Source organism: Rhodococcus sp. 11-3, assembly GCF_023704055.1.
Taxonomy (GTDB): Bacteria; Actinomycetota; Actinomycetes; order Mycobacteriales; family Mycobacteriaceae; genus Rhodococcus; species Rhodococcus aetherivorans.
On sequence record NZ_CP080406.1, the window covers coordinates 1808099 to 1823161 of the forward strand.

A 15063-nucleotide genomic window follows, 5' to 3' on the forward strand; every position below is an offset into this window, starting at 1 on the left:
AGCGACGAGGGGACCTGCGTGCTGACGCTGCACCGCGCCGAGCGCGCCGACACCCTGGCGGCCGCCCTCGCCGACCTGCTCGCCGTGCCCCTCGCCGACCCGTTCGCCCGCGAGCTCGTCGCCGTCCCCGCCAAGGGGGTCGAGCGGTGGCTGACCCAGCGGCTGTCGACGGTGCTCGGGGGCACCTGCGGCGACGGCGTCGCCGCCAACATCGACCACCCGTCGCCGGCACGGTTGGTGGACGAGGCACTGGCCGCCGCCACCGGCCGGGCTGCGGAGGACGACCCGTGGCATCCCGACCGGATGCTGTGGACGCTGCTCGACGTCGTCGACGACTGCCTCGACGAATCGTGGTGCACCGTCCTCGCCCGGCATCTCGGCCGCGACGGCGTCGATCACCGCGCCGGCCGTCGCTACGCCACCGCCGCCCACCTGGCCGGCCTGTTCCGCAGCTACTCCACGCAGCGCCCGGAGATGCTCGTCGACTGGGCCGCCGGACGCGACACGGACGGCACCGGCCACGGCCTCGCCGACCACCTCGGGTGGCAGGCACGGCTGTGGCGGCGGCTGCGCGAGCGCATCGGCGACGACAGTCCCGCCGAGCGGCTCACCGCCGCCTGCGCGCGGTTGCGCGCCGAGCCCGCGCTCGTGGACTGGCCGTCGCGGCTGTCGCTGTTCGGACCCACCCGGCTCACCGTCGCCCAGTGCGCCGTGCTGTCCGCGATCGCCGCGAACCGCGATGTGCACCTGTGGATTCCGCACCCCAGCCCGGCCATGTGGGAGGGGCAGGCGGCCGCGGAGCCGGTGCGCCGGCGCGCCGACGACCGCAGCGCCCTCGCGGTGCAACACCCCCTCCTGGCGAGCCTGGCCCGTGACGTGCGCGAACTGCGCGCGCACCTGGCCGGCCCCGGAGTCGCCGACGTGCACCACACCGGCCGGCCCGGCCCCGACACCCTCCTCGGCCGGCTGCAGGACGACCTCCGCGCCGACCGGCCCCCGGCCCGCTCCGCGGTCGCCGACGGCACGATCCGCATCCACGCCTGTCACGGCCCGGCCCGGCAGGTCGAGGTGCTGCGCGAGTGCCTGCTGCACCTGTTCGCGGACGATCCGGGTCTCGAACCGCGCGACGTGGTCGTCATGTGCCCGGACGTGGAGACCTACGCGCCGCTCGTGCAGGCCGCCTTCGGTCAGGGCGCCCTCGCCCAGCGCGACGCTTCCGGACACCCCGGGCACCGGTTGCGGGTGCGTCTGGCCGATCGGGGCCTGCGCCGCACCAACCCGGTGCTGGCGGTCGTGTCGACGCTCGTGGACCTCGCCGACGCGCGGGTGACCGCCAGCGAGGTCCTCGACCTCGCCGCCGCCGCGCCGGTGCGCCGGCGGTTCGGCCTCGTCGACGACGACCTCGAACGGCTGCAGGAGTGGACCGCCGCCGCCGGCGCCCGATGGGGCATCGGCAAGGGACAGCGAAACGCCTTCGGGCTCGGGGACTTCCCGCAGAACACCTTCGGCACGGCACTGGACCGGATCCTGCTCGGTGCGGCCGCCGACGAGTCGCAGAGCGAGTGGCTCGGGCTCACCCTCCCGCTCGACGACGTCGAGAGCAACGACATCGACCTGACCGGACGGTTCGCCGAGTACATCGACCGGCTGACGGTGGCGCTGCACGGCCTGCGCGGTCCGCAACCGGCCGCGCAGTGGGCCGCCGCCCTCGCCCGCGCACTGGACCTGCTGACCGACGTCGAGCCCGCCGACGCCTGGCAGCTCGCCCAGGCGCACCGCGAACTCGCGGCCGCCGTCGAGCACGCCGGGCCGGCGCCGCTGCGGCTCGCCGACGTGCGGGCCATGCTGGCGGCCCGGCTCGCGGGGCGGCCGACGCGCGCGAACTTCCGCACCGGTGAACTGACCGTGTGCACGATGGTGCCGATGCGGTCGGTGCCGCACCGGGTCGTGGTCCTGCTCGGCCTCGACGACGAGGTCTTCCCCCGCGCCGCGCACATCGACGGTGACGACGTGCTGGCATTGAACCCCTGTCTGGGAGAACGTGATCCGCGCAGCGAGGACCGGCAGTTGCTGCTCGACGCCGTCATGTCGGCGGGGGAGACGCTACTGCTGTTCTACACCGGTGCGGACCCGGTCACCGGCGCCCGCCGGCCCCCGGCGATCCCGCTCAGCGAGCTGCGCGACGTGGTCGAGACGATGGTCGGACCCGAGGGCATGGCCGAGGTCGTCACCCGGCATCCGCTGCAGCCGTTCGATCCGCGCAACTTCCGGCCCGGCCGCCCGCTGAGCTTCGACCGGGCCGCACTCGCCGGGGCGCGCGCCGCGCAGCATCCGGCGAGGCACCGGCCCGGGCTGCTGCACCGTCCGCTCGCGCCCGTCGCGCGCACCGACGTCGACCTCGCCGACCTCGTCGCGTTCGTCACCCACCCCACCCAGGCGTTCCTGCGGCAGCGGCTCGGGGTGCGGGTGCCCGACCGGGACGAGGACATCGCGGACGCCCTCGACATCGGGCTCGACCCGCTCGCCCGGTGGGACCTCGGCGACCGCATGCTCGAGGCGCTGCTCGCCGGCACGGACCCCGCGGACTTCCGGGCCGCCGAATGGCGGCGCGGGACACTGCCGCCGTACCGGCTCGGCGAGCTCGCGCTCGACGACGTCGCCGGCACCGTGGACGCCCTGGTGGCGGTGTGCCGGCCGATCTACACGGGACCGGCCGACACCGTCGACGTGAACGTCGACCTCGGCGACGGCCGGCGGCTGACCGGCACGGTCGGCGGGGTCCACGGCACCGTCGTCGCCCGCAGCACCTTCTCCCGGCTGGCGCCGAAGCACCGCCTCACCGCCTGGGTGCACCTGCTCGCCGTCGCCGCGTCGGACCGGCCGGGGCAGTGGCAGGCGATCACCACCGGCCGCGGCCGGTTCCGCAGCACCCCGGCCTGGCGGTCCACGATCAACGCCCCCGCCGACGCGCTCGAGCAGCTCGCCCGGCTCGTGGACCTGCGCGACCGCGGGCTGCACGAGCCGCTGCCGACGGCCACCGCCGCCGCCGCCGAGTACGCCGAGCGGCGACACCGCGGCGACTCCGTCGAGATGGGCGTCGACGCCGCCGCCCAGGAGTTCGGCTCCACCTACGGCGAACGCACCGACCGGCACATCGCCTACCTGTACGGCTCCGGCGTGACGCTGCGGGACCTGACCGCCGTCGCCGCCCGCGACGACGAGCAGGCGTGGCACGGCGAGCCCACCCGGTTCGGCGCCCTCGCGCGGCGCCTGTGGGAGCCGTTGCTGTCCAACGAGATCCAGGGGCGTCCGTGACCCGAACCGTGTCGAAGTTCGACCTGCTCGGGGCGCTCCCGACGGGCACCACCGTGCTCGAGGCCAGCGCGGGAACCGGCAAGACCTACGCCATCGTCGGCCTGGCCACCCGGTTCGTCGCCGAGGGGGCGGCGGAGCTGTCGCAGCTGCTGCTGGTGACGTTCAGCCGCGCCGCGACGCAGGAACTGCGCGAACGCACCCGGGACCGGTTCGCCGGCGTCGCGCGGGCGCTGGCCGACCCGGAGGCCGCGCGGCACCACCCCGACGAGCTGATCCGGCACCTCGCCGGCGGCGACGTGGCCACGCACCGGCGCCGGCTGCTGCGGGCCCTGTCCGACTTCGACGCCGCCACCATCGCCACCACGCACGGATTCTGCCAGCGCATGCTCGACGAGCTCGGTACCGCCGGCGAGCGGGACACCGACGCGGTGCTCGTCGAGGACGTCGACGACCTGACCATCGAGGTCATCGCGGACCTGTACCTGCGCCGGTACGGGCGGGCGGACAGGGCACCGATCTCGCATGCCGAGGCCGCGGAGGCCGCGCGCGCCGCGGTCTTCGACCCCCAGGCCGCCCTCGCCCCCGAGGGCGCCGACGGCACGCCCGCCGGGGAACGCGTCGAGTTCGCCCGGGCCGTGCGGGCCGAGGTCGACCGGCGCAAGCGCCTCGCGGGCCTGCGGGACTACGACGACCAGCTCGCGCTGCTGCACGCGGTGCTGACCGACCCGGAGCACGGCGAGGTCGCGTGCCGCCGCATCGGCTCCCGCTTCCGCGTCGTGCTCGTCGACGAGTTCCAGGACACCGACCCGCTGCAGTGGGAGATCCTGCGCAGCGCGTTCCACCGCCGCACGACCCTCGTCCTCGTCGGCGACCCGAAGCAGGCCATCTACGCGTTCCGCGGCGCCGAGGTGCTGAGCTACCTCGGCGCGATGGAGTTCGCCGACGGCCACCAGGAACTCGTCTGCAACTGGCGCAGCGACGGGAACCTGCTCGCCGCCCTCGACCATCTGTACGGCGGTGCGGCCCTGGGTGATCCGCGGATCGTCGCGCACCCGGTGGAGGCGGCGCAGCCGGCGTCCCGGATCGCCGGGGCAGCGCCGCTGCGGCTGCGGCACCTGCCGCGGACCGGGGCCGGCCCGTGCGGCGCCTCCGGTTTCCCGAAGGCCCAGGCGCTGCAGGAACGGGTGGCACGCGATGTCGCGGCCGACGTCGCGGCCCTGCTCGGTGGCGACGTCACCGTCGACCTCGGGGCCGGCCGCCGGCCCGTCGAACCCGGCGACGTCGCGGTCCTGGTGCGCACCAATGCGCAGGTCGCCCTCGTCCACGGGGCGCTCACCGGTGCCGGGATCCCGGCCGTGCTGGCCGGCGGGACGAGTGTCTTCGCGACCCCGGCCGCGCGGGAATGGCTGCGGGTGCTGCAGGCGCTCGAACAGCCGCACCGCCCCGACCGGGTGCGGTTGGCCGCTCTGACCTCGCTGATGGGCCGCACCGCCGAGGACGTCGATACCCGGGGCGACGAACTCGTCGCCGCGATCGGCACCCTGCTGCGCGAACTGGACGTCGTGTTCGAGCGGTCCGGCTTCGCCGCGCTCTTCGAGCGCCTCGCCGCGTTCTGCGACCTCGAACCGCGGCTGCTGGGATGGCCGGGCGGCGAGCGGGAACTGACCGATCTGCGGCACCTCGCGCAACTGCTCGACGAGACCGCGTCGGCCGAGGCGCTGGGTGTCACGGCGCTGACCCGCTGGCTGACGGAACGGATCGCCGAGGCGGGCACGGCCCGCGCCGACCGCAGCCGCCGCCTCGACAGCGACGCCGCCGCGGTGCAGGTGCTCACCGTCCACGCCAGCAAGGGCCTCGAATTCCCCGTCGTGTACGTGCCGTTCGCGTGGGAGTCGGGCGTCCGGTCGAAACCCGACCGGCTCCTGCTCCACGACGACGACGGCCGCCGCGTCCTCGACGTCGGCGGCGAGGGCAGCGCGGGCTACGGCGAGCGCCGCCGGCGCCACGACGAGGAGGTGGCCGGCGAGGAACTGCGCCTGCTCTACGTCGCGCTGACCCGCGCCCGCTGTCACCTGGTGCTGTGGTGGGCTCCGGGGTACAGCACCTCCGGTGCCCCGCTGCACCGCATGCTCTTCGGCCGCGTGCCGGGCACCTCCGAGATCGCCCACAAGGCGCGCGTGCCCGAGGACCCGATCGTGGCGCAGCAGCTGACCGGGTGGGCCGGCCGGGCCGCAGGCACGGCGTCCGTCGAGGCCGTCGGATCGGCGCCGATCCCCGCCGTCACGTGGGTGCGGCCGCACGAGACCGTCGTGGAACTCGAGGCCGCCCGCTTCGACCGCGAGCTCGACGACGCCTGGCGGCGCACCTCCTACACCGCCCTCACCGCCGCTGCCCACGAGGGGCCCGGCGCGGGCGCCGAGGCCGAACAGCCCGCGAAGACCGACGAACCCGAGGAACCCCCGCTGCTGCCGGCCGACGCGGCGGACGACGGCATCGCGTCCCCGATGAACCCGCTGCCCGGCGGGGCCGTGTTCGGCACCCTCGTGCACGCGGTGCTCGAGGTCGTCGACACCGCGGCCGCCGACCTCGGGGCGGAACTGCTGCGCTGTTGCCGCGACACCGTCGCCGAACAATTCTCCGACGTCGACCCCGAGGAGCTGGCCGAGGCCCTGCTGCCGGTCCTGCGCACCCCGCTCGCCGGGGGCGCGGGCACGCTCGCCGACATCGCTCCCGCCGACCGGCTCGCCGAACTCGACTTCGAGCTGCCCCTCGCCGGGGGTGACGACCCCGTCGCCACCACCGTCACCCTCGACGGTGTCGCCCGGCTGCTGCGTGCCCACCTGCCCGCCGGCGACCCGTTCGCGTCCTACGCCGATCTCGTGGGCATCCTCGAGCCGACCCCGCTGCGCGGCTACCTCACCGGCAGCATCGATTCGGTCCTGCGGATCCACGGCACCGAGCCGCGATTCGTGATCGTCGACTACAAGACGAACCGGCTCGGGCCGGAGGAGCTCACCACCGCCCACTACACCCGGGACCGGATGGCCGAGGAGATGCTGCGCGCCCACTACCCGATGCAGGCGCTGCTGTATGCCGTTGCCCTGCACCGGTATCTGCGGTGGCGGCTGCCCGGGTACGACCCGGCCGTGCACCTCGGCGGCGTGCAGTACCTGTTCGTGCGCGGCATGGTCGGCCCGGACACCCCCGCGGGCTGCGGCGTGTTCGACTGGGCGCCGCCGCCCGCCCTCGTCGCCGAACTGTCCGACCTGCTGGCAGGCAAGGAGGTCCCGTGACGAACGCCCAGGTGGCCCAGCGTGGCAAGGGGGCCCTGCGGGTCTTCAACGAGGCCGGGGTGCTCGCGGCCGCCGACGTGCACGTCGCGCTGCGGCTGGCCCAGCTGTCCGGGGAGACCGCCGAGGACGTGCACCTCGCGACCGCGTTGGCCGTGCGCGCCGTGCGTGCCGGTTCGGTGTGCCTGGACCTGACCCGGTTGCGGGAGGTCACCGTCGACGAGGCCGCAGAGGTGGATCTCGCGGCGCTGCCGTGGCCGGACGACGACGCCGTCGTCGCCGGGTTGCGCCGCAGTCCGCTCGTCGTCGGCGGCGACCGCGGCCCGCTGCGCCCGCTGCGCCTGGTGGACACCGCCGACGGTCCGCTGCTGTACCTCGAGCGCTACTTCCGTCAGGAAGAGACAGTCCGGCAGATCCTCGACGCCCGCGGGCTCGGTCATCCCGTCGTCGACGAGCAGACGCTCGAGCGGGGGCTGCGGGAGCTGTTCCGGGACCAGCGCGACCCCGGCCGCCCGGCCGCCGCACCGGATCGGCAGCGCATCGCCGCGGCGCTGGCCGCCACCGGGTGGACCACGGTCATCGCCGGCGGGCCGGGCACCGGCAAGACCCACACCGTCGCCCGGATCCTGGCGCTCCTGACCACGCTGCACGGCCCCGCCCTGCGCATCGGATTGGCCGCGCCCACCGGCAAGGCCGCGGCCCGGCTGCAGGAATCCGTCCGCGAGCAGGCCGAGCCGCTGGGCCTGCGCGCCGACCTGTCCGCGATGACCCTGCACCGCATGCTCGGCTGGCAGCGCGGCCGCACCCGGTATCGCTACCACGCCGGCAACCACCTGCCCTACGACGTCGTGGTCGTCGACGAGACGTCGATGGTGTCGCTGACCATGATGTGCCGGCTGCTCGAGGCCGTCCGCCCCGGCACCCGCCTGATCCTGGTGGGCGACCCCGACCAGCTGACCTCCGTCGACGCCGGCGCCGTCCTGGCCGACCTCGTCGCCCGTCCCGTCACCGCCGCGGGAAACCCCGTTCTCGGCCGCGTCGTCGGACCCGACCTCGACGCCGGCGACGACCCCGCCGAGGCGGCGCTCTCGCCGGGGGAACGGAACCGGCTGCGCGGCGGCGTGATCCGGCTCAGCCGCGGCCGGCGGTTCGGTGGAGACATCGCACACCTGGCCGTCGCCGTGCGGGAGGGCGACGCCGACGCGGTGATGCGGATTCTCGGGGGCGGTGGCACCGAGGTGTCCTTCCACGCCCCGAACGACCTGGAGGCCCTGCGGCACGACGTCGTCACCACCGCCGCGACCGTCACCGCCGCCGCCGTCGCGGGCGACGCCGGGACTGCGCTCGAGCAGTTCGAGACGCACCGCCTGCTGTGCGCGCACCGCGAGGGACCGTACGGGGTGCAGTGGTGGGCGCGGCGGGCGATGGAGTGGATCGCCACCGACACCGGCCGGCGGCTCGACGCCGAGCGCTGGTACCCGGGTCAGCCGCTGCTCGTCACCGCCAACGACCACGAGACCCGCATCTACAACGGCGACACCGGCGTCGTGGTCGTCGACGCCGCCGGCGAACCCGTCGCGGCATTCGCGCGCGGCAGGGAGCCGTTCCGGCTCCACCCGAGCCAGCTGTCGGCCGTGCAGACCGTGTACGCGATGACCATCCACCGCAGCCAGGGCAGCCAGTACGGCACGGTCTCGGTAATCCTGCCCCCACCCGAATCCTCGCTGCTGACCCGCGAATTGCTGTACACCGCGATCACCCGGGCGCGCGGTCACGTGCGCCTGATCGGCACCGAGGAAGCCGTCCGCGCCGGGGTCGAGCGGCGGGTGCTGCGAGCCAGCGGCCTGCGCCGGCAGCTGCCGGGCCCTCGGGCCGTCCGGTGATACCAAAGTGGTAGCATCGGACTCATGGCCATGACACTCCGGTTGACCGAAGAGCAGGAGCGAGCACTTGCGCTGTTGGCGGAGGCCGACGGTGTGAGTAAGCACGAGGCGACGGTGCGTGCCATCACGGAGGCGGCGGCGCGGCGCGTGCGGGACACGCGGGTGCAGGCGTTGTCCCGTGACGGCCGGGAGCGATACGCTGCGCTGCTCGACCGATTGGCTCAGTGAACGTCGAGTACCTGGAACTCGAGGATCTGCTCGCGCTTGCGGAGGATCTGGGAGTGCCGCACATTCGCGATCTCGGTCTCCTGGATTCGGCTGCGCACCGACCTCGCTCCTCGCTTTTCGGGCGTGATGCCTATCCGTCGATCCACGAGAAGGCCGCGGTGCTGCTCGAATCGATCGCGCGGAACCATCCTCTGGTCGACGGCAACACGCGGCTCTCGTGGATGGCGGTGTTCGTCTTCTACGGCCTCAACGGGCTCGATCTCGACGCGCCGGATGACGACGCGTACGACCTGGTGATCGCCGTCTCTACCGGGACGATCGACTACCGGGCAGCAGCCGAGACACTCGCCGGCTGGACGTAGCGTAGGTCCCCGACGAGCCGTATGAACGGCCGTGCGCCGGAGCGCCGAGTCGGGTCGGAACCCCAGCGGCGACGGGCGCGCGGTGCTCGACCAGGTGCCGGACGACGTGCCCGGCGTCCGCGCCGGCCCCGCCCACGAGCATCGAGCGGAACGACGACTGGAAGCACAGCCCGGTGAAGTACAGGCCGGGGATGTCGGTCACCACCCCGTGGTCCTCGAGCGGCCAGCCGTCCGGGCCGAGCACCGGCAGGTCGATCCAGTCGTAGACCTGGCGGAAACCGGTGCACCACAACACGTTCGTCACGTCGAGGACGCGCCCGCCGGCGAGGACCGGACGGCCGTCGACGACCCCGGTGACCCGTTCGGTGATCCGTTCGACGCCGAGCTCGGCGAGATCCTCCCGCTTGACCCGCAACAGCGGTGCGCCGTGCCGGCGTTCGTGTTCACGCACCTTCCGGCCGAGCGGGGTGCGTACGGAGAGCACGTGGCCCCACACGAACCACAGGACGGGGAAGAGCACCCGCATCCGGCGGCTCTCGATCCGCACCGGGAGCTGCCCGGTGTCGCGGCCGCACAGGATCGTCGGATGGGACGTCGCCACCTCGTAGGCGAGGTCGCCGCCGGAGTGGGAGGCGCCCACCACGAGCACCGGCCCGTCGTTCAGCTGTGTCGGATTGCGGTACTCGCTCGAGTGCAGCTGCACGATCCGCGGGTCCAGCTCCGCTGCGAATTCCGGGATGCTCGGGGTGCGGCCGAACGTGCCGGTCGCGACGACGACGTTGCCGGCCTCGATCCGCATCTCGCCGCAGTCGAGGAGGAAGCGGTCGCCGTCGCGTGAGAGCCGACGCACCCGGGTGCCGCCCGCGACGGGGAGATCGAACCGCGCGGCGTATGCCTCGAGATAGTTTGCGACGTCGTCCTTCGTCGGGAACCGGTGCGGATCGCCGGGGAACGGCATGCCGGGCAGGCCGTCGTATCCGGCGGGGCTGTACAGGCGCAGCGAATCCCAGTGGCTGCGCCAGTTGTCGCCGATCCGCCGGTTCGCGTCGACGATCAGGAAAGAGCGGCCGCGCCGGGCGAGGTGGTAGCCGGCGGACAGACCCGCCTGGCCCGCGCCGATCACGACGGTGTCGATCAGTCGGGGTGCACTGTCGGTGGTCATGGGGAACTCCTGGCTCGAGGGGTCTGGACGGACGACGTTAGGCGCCGCCGGCATCGGCCGCGTCGGGCGAACTATGTAGCCGGCCCGAGAACCCGGATGGGTAATTCTGTGCAGCTCAGAGCAGGTGGTGCTCGTACGCGTATGCCGTCGCGGCCGCCCGGGACGACACGTCGAGCTTGGTGAAGATGTTGCTCAGGTGCCGCGCCACGGTCTTCTCGCTCAACACGAGTTCACGGGCCACGGCCCGGTTGGTCTTCCCGGTGGCGACGGCCCGCAGCACTTCGACCTCGCGCGGGGTCAGCCGGCCCCGCGCGGCCGGCCGCGTCGGCACTCGCGCGAGGTCCCGCAGGTCCGGCTCGGCGTGCAGGTCCCGGAACGTCGCCGCCGCGGCCTCGTACTCGAGCCGCGCCGACTCGGCATCGCCGAGCGCATCACAGCAGCGGCCCTGCAGCACCCGCACCCGCGCGCACTCGTAGGGCGCCTCGAACCCGCGCCAGAGCCCGCACGAGCGGCGCAGCCGGTCGAGGGCGGCGCGCGGTGCGCCCTCGGCGAGCAGGACGGCCCCGGTGACCTGCTCGGCGATCGCGCTCAACGCCGGAGCGTCCTGTTCGCGGGCCAGCGCCGCGAGTTCGTCGGCGCTGCGGCGCGCGGCCGCGACGTCGCCGACGGCGAGCGCGACCTCCACGTGGCCCGCCAGCAGCCGCGGACGATAGAGGGGAAGCGATTCGCCGAGCGCCCGCCGGATCCCGGCGAGCGCCGCGTCGGGGTCGCCCTGACGCAGACGCAACAGCGCCATGCCCGGTTGGATCTCGCGGCCCAGCCGGCCCGCGCGGCGGTAGGCGTCCTCGGCCTCGTCGAACTCGCCGCGCAGCCGGTGCAGTTCACCCTGTTCGTACAGGGCCATGCCGACGGCCGGTTGCCCCGGTGGGTCCGACAGCCGACGGAAGGCGAGCCGGGCCAGGTCCATGGCCTCCGTCCAGGCGCCCTCCAGTTGTAGGATCTCCGCGCGGTGTACGAGGCACTGTCCACGGAACGGGACGAGGCCGGGCTGGGCGTCGCACCAGCGGCCGAGTGCCCGCGTCCATTCCCTGGCCCGCTGCAGCTGGAACGTGTCCTGGCAGGCCTCGATCACCGCGCAGTACACCAGGCCGGCCACGACCGGCGAGACCTCTTCGAGGGTCACGCCGACCATCACCTCGTCCAGCGTGCCGAGACCGCCGGTGACGTCGCCGAGCAGGATGCGGCACTGCCCGATGCCGAGGGTGCTCAGCGCGACGAGGTCGGCGTCGCCGCAGGACCGGCCGATTTCCTGGGCGGCGGTGAACGCGGGCAGGGCGTCGGCCGGGCGGTTCGCATGCATGTCCTGCACCGCCGCCGGCAGCAGCAGGAAGCCGCGCGTCGCGCAGTCCGGGCGTCCGGGCTCGCTCAGGTGCTGGGCCCGGGCGAGCCAGCCGCCGGCGCGCGCCACCTCACCACGGTTCATCAGCAGGAAGCAGAGCCAGAAGGCACTGCGTCCGGCCCGCTCGGGGTCGTCGGCGTCGAGATGGGCCGAGAACGCACGTTCGTACAGCGTCGCGCAGTCGTCGTCCCGGCCGACCAGATACGCCGACCGTGCGAACAGGTCGAGGTCGTCGGCGGTGAGGGGCTCGTGCGCGTCGGCGGCGCGGAACGCGTCGAACGCCCGCGTCCAGTCCCGCGCGTGGAACGCTGCCCGCGCGTGGTCGAGCACCGTCGACGGGCCCATCCTCGCTCCCTGCGGCGACCGAACGTGCACCGAGTGGTTGCCTGCGATCCTACGCCCCCCGGCCTCCCGGTCCGGGGCGCAGCGGAGATCAGTCCGGCAGGCCGGGCCGGGTACGGACCGGTGCCAGACCGGAGACGAGGACGACGGCGGTGATCGTTCCGGCGGCCATGATCGCGGCGAGCACCACGATCTGGAAGCGTCCGGCCTCGAGCGGGGACACACCCCCGAAGATCGCGCCGACGAAGGCGCCCGGCAGCGTCACCAGCCCGGTGGTCTTGGTCTGGTCGGTCGACGGGATCAGCGCCGAGTGGACGGCCAGGCGCGTGAGCTCGCGGGTGGACTGCCGCGGCGTCGCACCGAGCGCGAGCCAGCCCTCGACGGTGTCCCAGTTGTCCCCGGTCAGTTCCGTGAAGCGCCGCCCGGCGAGGGTCGCGATCGTCATGGCGTTGCCGACGACGATGCCGCCGATGGCCAGGACGTACCGCGGGGAGAACTCGATGGCGCCGGTGACGAAGACGATCGTGAGCGTCACGGCGATCCCGAGCGCCATCGCACCGGATACGAGGGCCACGTGTCCCGGGCTCCAGCCGATCCGGCGCGATGCGGTGAGAGCCGCCACGGTGAACATGACGAGCAGGGCGGCGCCCACCCAGATCGGATTCGTGATCACCCCGGACAGCACCACGCTGATCAGGGCCAGTTGCACGGCGCCCCGCAGCACCGCGATCGCCGGCGCGAACTGATGCGGGGCGCGGTAGCCCCACAGCACCGCGGTCGTCGTCCCGACGAGCAGTGCCACCCCGACGGCGGTGGGCACCAACTCCAGGGACCAGGTCACCTCCGGAGCGTATCCGCCGGTCGCGCCCCTGCAACATCACCTGTGTCTGCCGTCGGCAGACGAAGCGCCCCGGCGCGCGGAGCCGGCGCCAGGATGACGGTCATGATCACCACACCACCGCTGAACTACCGCGACCAACTCGCCGACCGGCTCTTCCAGCACCGCACGGTGCTGCTGACCGGGGAGGTGAACGACGACACGGCCGAACGGGTCTGCTCCGAACTCGTCCTGCTCGCCACGGCCGACACCGAACGCGACGTGGTCGTCTACATCAACTCGCCGGGCGGATCGGTCCTCGCCGGGCTCGCGATCTACGACACCATGAAGCTGATTCCGAACGACGTGGTCACCGTGGCTCTCGGGTTCGCCGCGAGCATGGGGCAGGTGCTGCTCGCCGCCGGCACGCACGGCAAGCGGATCGCCTTGGCGCACAGTCGCATCATGATGCATCAGCCGTCGGCGGGGATCGGCGGCACCGCGATCGACATCGCCATCCAGGCCGACAACTGGGAATACATGAAGCGCCAGTCCGAGGAGATCCTGGCGGCCGAGACCGGGCGCCCGGTGGAGCAGATCGCCGCCGACAGCGACCGGGACCGGTGGTTCACGCCCGAGCAGGCCCGCGAGTACGGCATCGTCGACGCAGTGGTCGACTCGTTCGGTCAGCTCGCCCCGTTCGCGGCCGGTCGCCGGATGGGGTTGTGATCATGTCCCAGTACACGATTCCGCACGTGATCGAACGGACGCCGGCGGGGGAGCGGTCCTTCGACGTGTTCAGCAGGCTGCTGAACGAGCGAATCATCTTTCTGGGCACGGAGATCGACGACGGCGTCGCGAACGTCGTGATGGCCCAGCTGCTGCACCTCGAAGCCGAGTCGCCCGATCGGGAGATCGGCCTCTACATCAATTCGCCCGGTGGGTCGAGCACCGCGATGATGGCCGTGTACGACACGATGCGGTTCCTGCGGCCGCCCGTCGCCACGTACTGCATGGGTCAGGCCGCGTCCGCGGCGGCGGTGCTGCTCGCGGCCGGAGCACCGGGCCGGCGCTTCGTGCTCGCCCACTCGCGGGTGCTGCTGCACCAGCCGTCGACGCAGGGGCAGGGCACGATCTCGGACCTGTCGCTCCAGGCCGCAGAGGTGTTGCGGATCCGCGCGCAGACCGAGGAGATCCTTGCCGAGCACACCGGTCAGGACCCGGCGCGCCTGCGCAAGGACACCGATCGGGACCGCGTCTTCACCGCGCAGGAGGCCATCGACTACGGGCTCGCCGACGAGCTGATCGTCGACCGCGAGCCGTAGTGGCCGGGCCGCAGGGTGCACTCCCCCCTTCGGGTGGCCGAATGTGACATGCGTTCGCTCGGATCGAAGCGGTGTGACATTCGGCCACGTTGGGTGGGGGCGCTCAGCGGATCAGGTTCCCCAGGTCGACCGGGATCTGCGCGCCGGTGATGTACTTCGCCTCGTCCGAGCACACCCACGCGACGACGGCCGCGACGTCCTCGGGCTGCAGGATCTCGTACGGCAGGGAGTTCATGTAGATCGGGCCGAGAGTGGTCGCGTACTTCGCGATCAGCGGGTGCAGGTCGCTGACCTTCATACCGGTCTCCACCCCGGCCGGGTGGACGGTGTTGACCCGGATCCGATGCTCGCCGAGTTCGTTCGCCATCGTCTTCGCCAGTCCGGTGATGCCGTGCTTCGTCGCGACGTAGTGGCCGGTGAACGGGGTGCCCTTGAGACCCGAGACGGAACTGGTGAAGACGACTGCGCCGCCCTCGCCCTGCTCGATCAGGTAGGGCACGGCGGCCTTCGCGGTGTGGAACACTCCGGTGAGGTTGACGTCCACCGTTTCGCGCCACTGCTCGAGGGTGATCTCCCACGACAGCGCGCCCGAGCAGATGCCGGCGTTGGCGACGACCACGTCGAGCCGGCCGAGCCGGTCCACGCCGTCGGCGAGTGCCCGCGAGAGCGCGTCGAAGTCCCTCACGTCCGCGGTCGTGGCGACGATGCGACGCCCGGTCGTCTCGACCAGCCGCACGGTCTCCGCGAGATCCTCCTCCGTGGCGCCCGGGTAGGCGGTCGAGGCGAAATCGATGCACGCGTCGATCGCGATGATGTCGGCGCCCTCCCGGGCGAACTGCACCGCCTCGGCGCGGCCCTGGCCGCGGGCTGCGCCGGTGACGAAGGCGACCTTGTTCTCGAAACGGCCGGCGGCATCCATGCTCGTCTCCTCGGCAGTGGG

Annotated in this window: 11 protein-coding genes; 7 read left to right on the plus strand and 4 right to left on the minus strand. The window is 73.3% G+C overall.

All coding sequences use genetic code 11. The features are described 5' to 3' along the window. Nucleotides 1–18 precede the first annotated feature (18 nt). The 5 genes from recC to KZJ41_RS08580 are packed head-to-tail and all read left to right on the plus strand — an operon-like array spanning nucleotide 19 to nucleotide 9078. On the plus strand, nucleotides 19–3315 hold the full coding sequence (gene recC / locus KZJ41_RS08560) for an exodeoxyribonuclease V subunit gamma (protein ID WP_029542272.1): 3297 nt from the start codon (nucleotides 19–21) through the stop codon (nucleotides 3313–3315). Beyond that, nucleotides 3312–6608 carry a UvrD-helicase domain-containing protein gene (locus KZJ41_RS08565; protein ID WP_185713699.1) on the plus strand — a complete coding sequence of 1099 codons (3297 nt, stop codon included), beginning with the start codon at nucleotides 3312–3314 and terminating at the stop codon, nucleotides 6606–6608. Before recC ends, KZJ41_RS08565 begins: the two co-directional genes overlap by 4 nt. Further along, nucleotides 6605–8488, plus strand: coding sequence for an exodeoxyribonuclease V subunit alpha (recD, locus tag KZJ41_RS08570; RefSeq protein WP_065922843.1), 1884 nt, complete (start codon nucleotides 6605–6607; stop codon nucleotides 8486–8488). The genes KZJ41_RS08565 and recD overlap by 4 nt, the downstream gene beginning before the upstream one ends. A 24-nt stretch (nucleotides 8489–8512) precedes the next feature. After that, nucleotides 8513–8716, plus strand: a complete 204-nt coding sequence (locus KZJ41_RS08575) for a hypothetical protein (protein WP_006948033.1) — start codon at nucleotides 8513–8515, stop codon at nucleotides 8714–8716. Between the two features lie 53 nt (nucleotides 8717–8769). After that, on the plus strand, nucleotides 8770–9078 hold the full coding sequence (locus tag KZJ41_RS08580) for a type II toxin-antitoxin system death-on-curing family toxin (RefSeq protein ID WP_235194056.1): 309 nt from the start codon (nucleotides 8770–8772) through the stop codon (nucleotides 9076–9078). Here KZJ41_RS08580 and KZJ41_RS08585 read toward each other — a convergent pair. From KZJ41_RS08585 to KZJ41_RS08595, 3 genes are all read right to left on the minus strand, one after another. After that, on the minus strand, nucleotides 9023–10240 hold the full coding sequence (locus KZJ41_RS08585) for an NAD(P)/FAD-dependent oxidoreductase (RefSeq protein WP_065922841.1): 1218 nt from the start codon (nucleotides 10238–10240) through the stop codon (nucleotides 9023–9025). The two genes, KZJ41_RS08580 and KZJ41_RS08585, sit on opposite strands and share 56 nt — an antisense overlap. A gap of 115 nt (nucleotides 10241–10355) precedes the next feature. Further along, a complete protein-coding gene (locus KZJ41_RS08590) occupies nucleotides 10356–11984 on the minus strand; it encodes a LuxR family transcriptional regulator (RefSeq protein WP_006948036.1) in 1629 nt (542 codons plus the stop codon). An 88-nt stretch (nucleotides 11985–12072) separates the two neighbouring features. Next, nucleotides 12073–12822, minus strand: coding sequence for an ABC transporter permease (locus KZJ41_RS08595; RefSeq protein ID WP_043799209.1), 750 nt, complete (start codon nucleotides 12820–12822; stop codon nucleotides 12073–12075). 102 nt (nucleotides 12823–12924) lie between these two features. Between KZJ41_RS08595 and KZJ41_RS08600 the strand changes: the two genes are divergently transcribed. Both KZJ41_RS08600 and KZJ41_RS08605 read left to right on the plus strand, forming a co-directional pair. Continuing rightward, entirely contained in the window at nucleotides 12925–13527 is a 603-nt protein-coding gene (locus KZJ41_RS08600; protein ID WP_029542283.1) for a ClpP family protease, read from the plus strand. 2 nt (nucleotides 13528–13529) lie between these two features. Next, nucleotides 13530–14123: an ATP-dependent Clp protease proteolytic subunit gene (locus KZJ41_RS08605; protein WP_029542284.1), complete on the plus strand. Its 594-nt coding sequence runs from the start codon at nucleotides 13530–13532 to the stop codon at nucleotides 14121–14123. A gap of 103 nt (nucleotides 14124–14226) precedes the next feature. Here KZJ41_RS08605 and KZJ41_RS08610 read toward each other — a convergent pair whose 3' ends face one another. Then, nucleotides 14227–15042, minus strand: a complete 816-nt coding sequence (locus KZJ41_RS08610; RefSeq protein ID WP_006948042.1) for a mycofactocin-coupled SDR family oxidoreductase — start codon at nucleotides 15040–15042, stop codon at nucleotides 14227–14229. Nucleotides 15043–15063: the final 21 nt, after the last annotated feature.

Coding starts and splice junctions, on each gene's coding strand:
- KZJ41_RS08605 (WP_029542284.1), top strand. CDS start 13,530: ATGTCCCAGTACACGATTCCGCACGTGATCGAACGGACGCCGGCGGGG.
- KZJ41_RS08610 (WP_006948042.1), bottom strand. CDS start 15,042: ATGGATGCCGCCGGCCGTTTCGAGAACAAGGTCGCCTTCGTCACCGGC.
- KZJ41_RS08575 (WP_006948033.1), top strand. CDS start 8,513: ATGGCCATGACACTCCGGTTGACCGAAGAGCAGGAGCGAGCACTTGCG.
- KZJ41_RS08600 (WP_029542283.1), top strand. CDS start 12,925: ATGATCACCACACCACCGCTGAACTACCGCGACCAACTCGCCGACCGG.
- KZJ41_RS08585 (WP_065922841.1), bottom strand. CDS start 10,240: ATGACCACCGACAGTGCACCCCGACTGATCGACACCGTCGTGATCGGC.
- KZJ41_RS08590 (WP_006948036.1), bottom strand. CDS start 11,984: ATGGGCCCGTCGACGGTGCTCGACCACGCGCGGGCAGCGTTCCACGCG.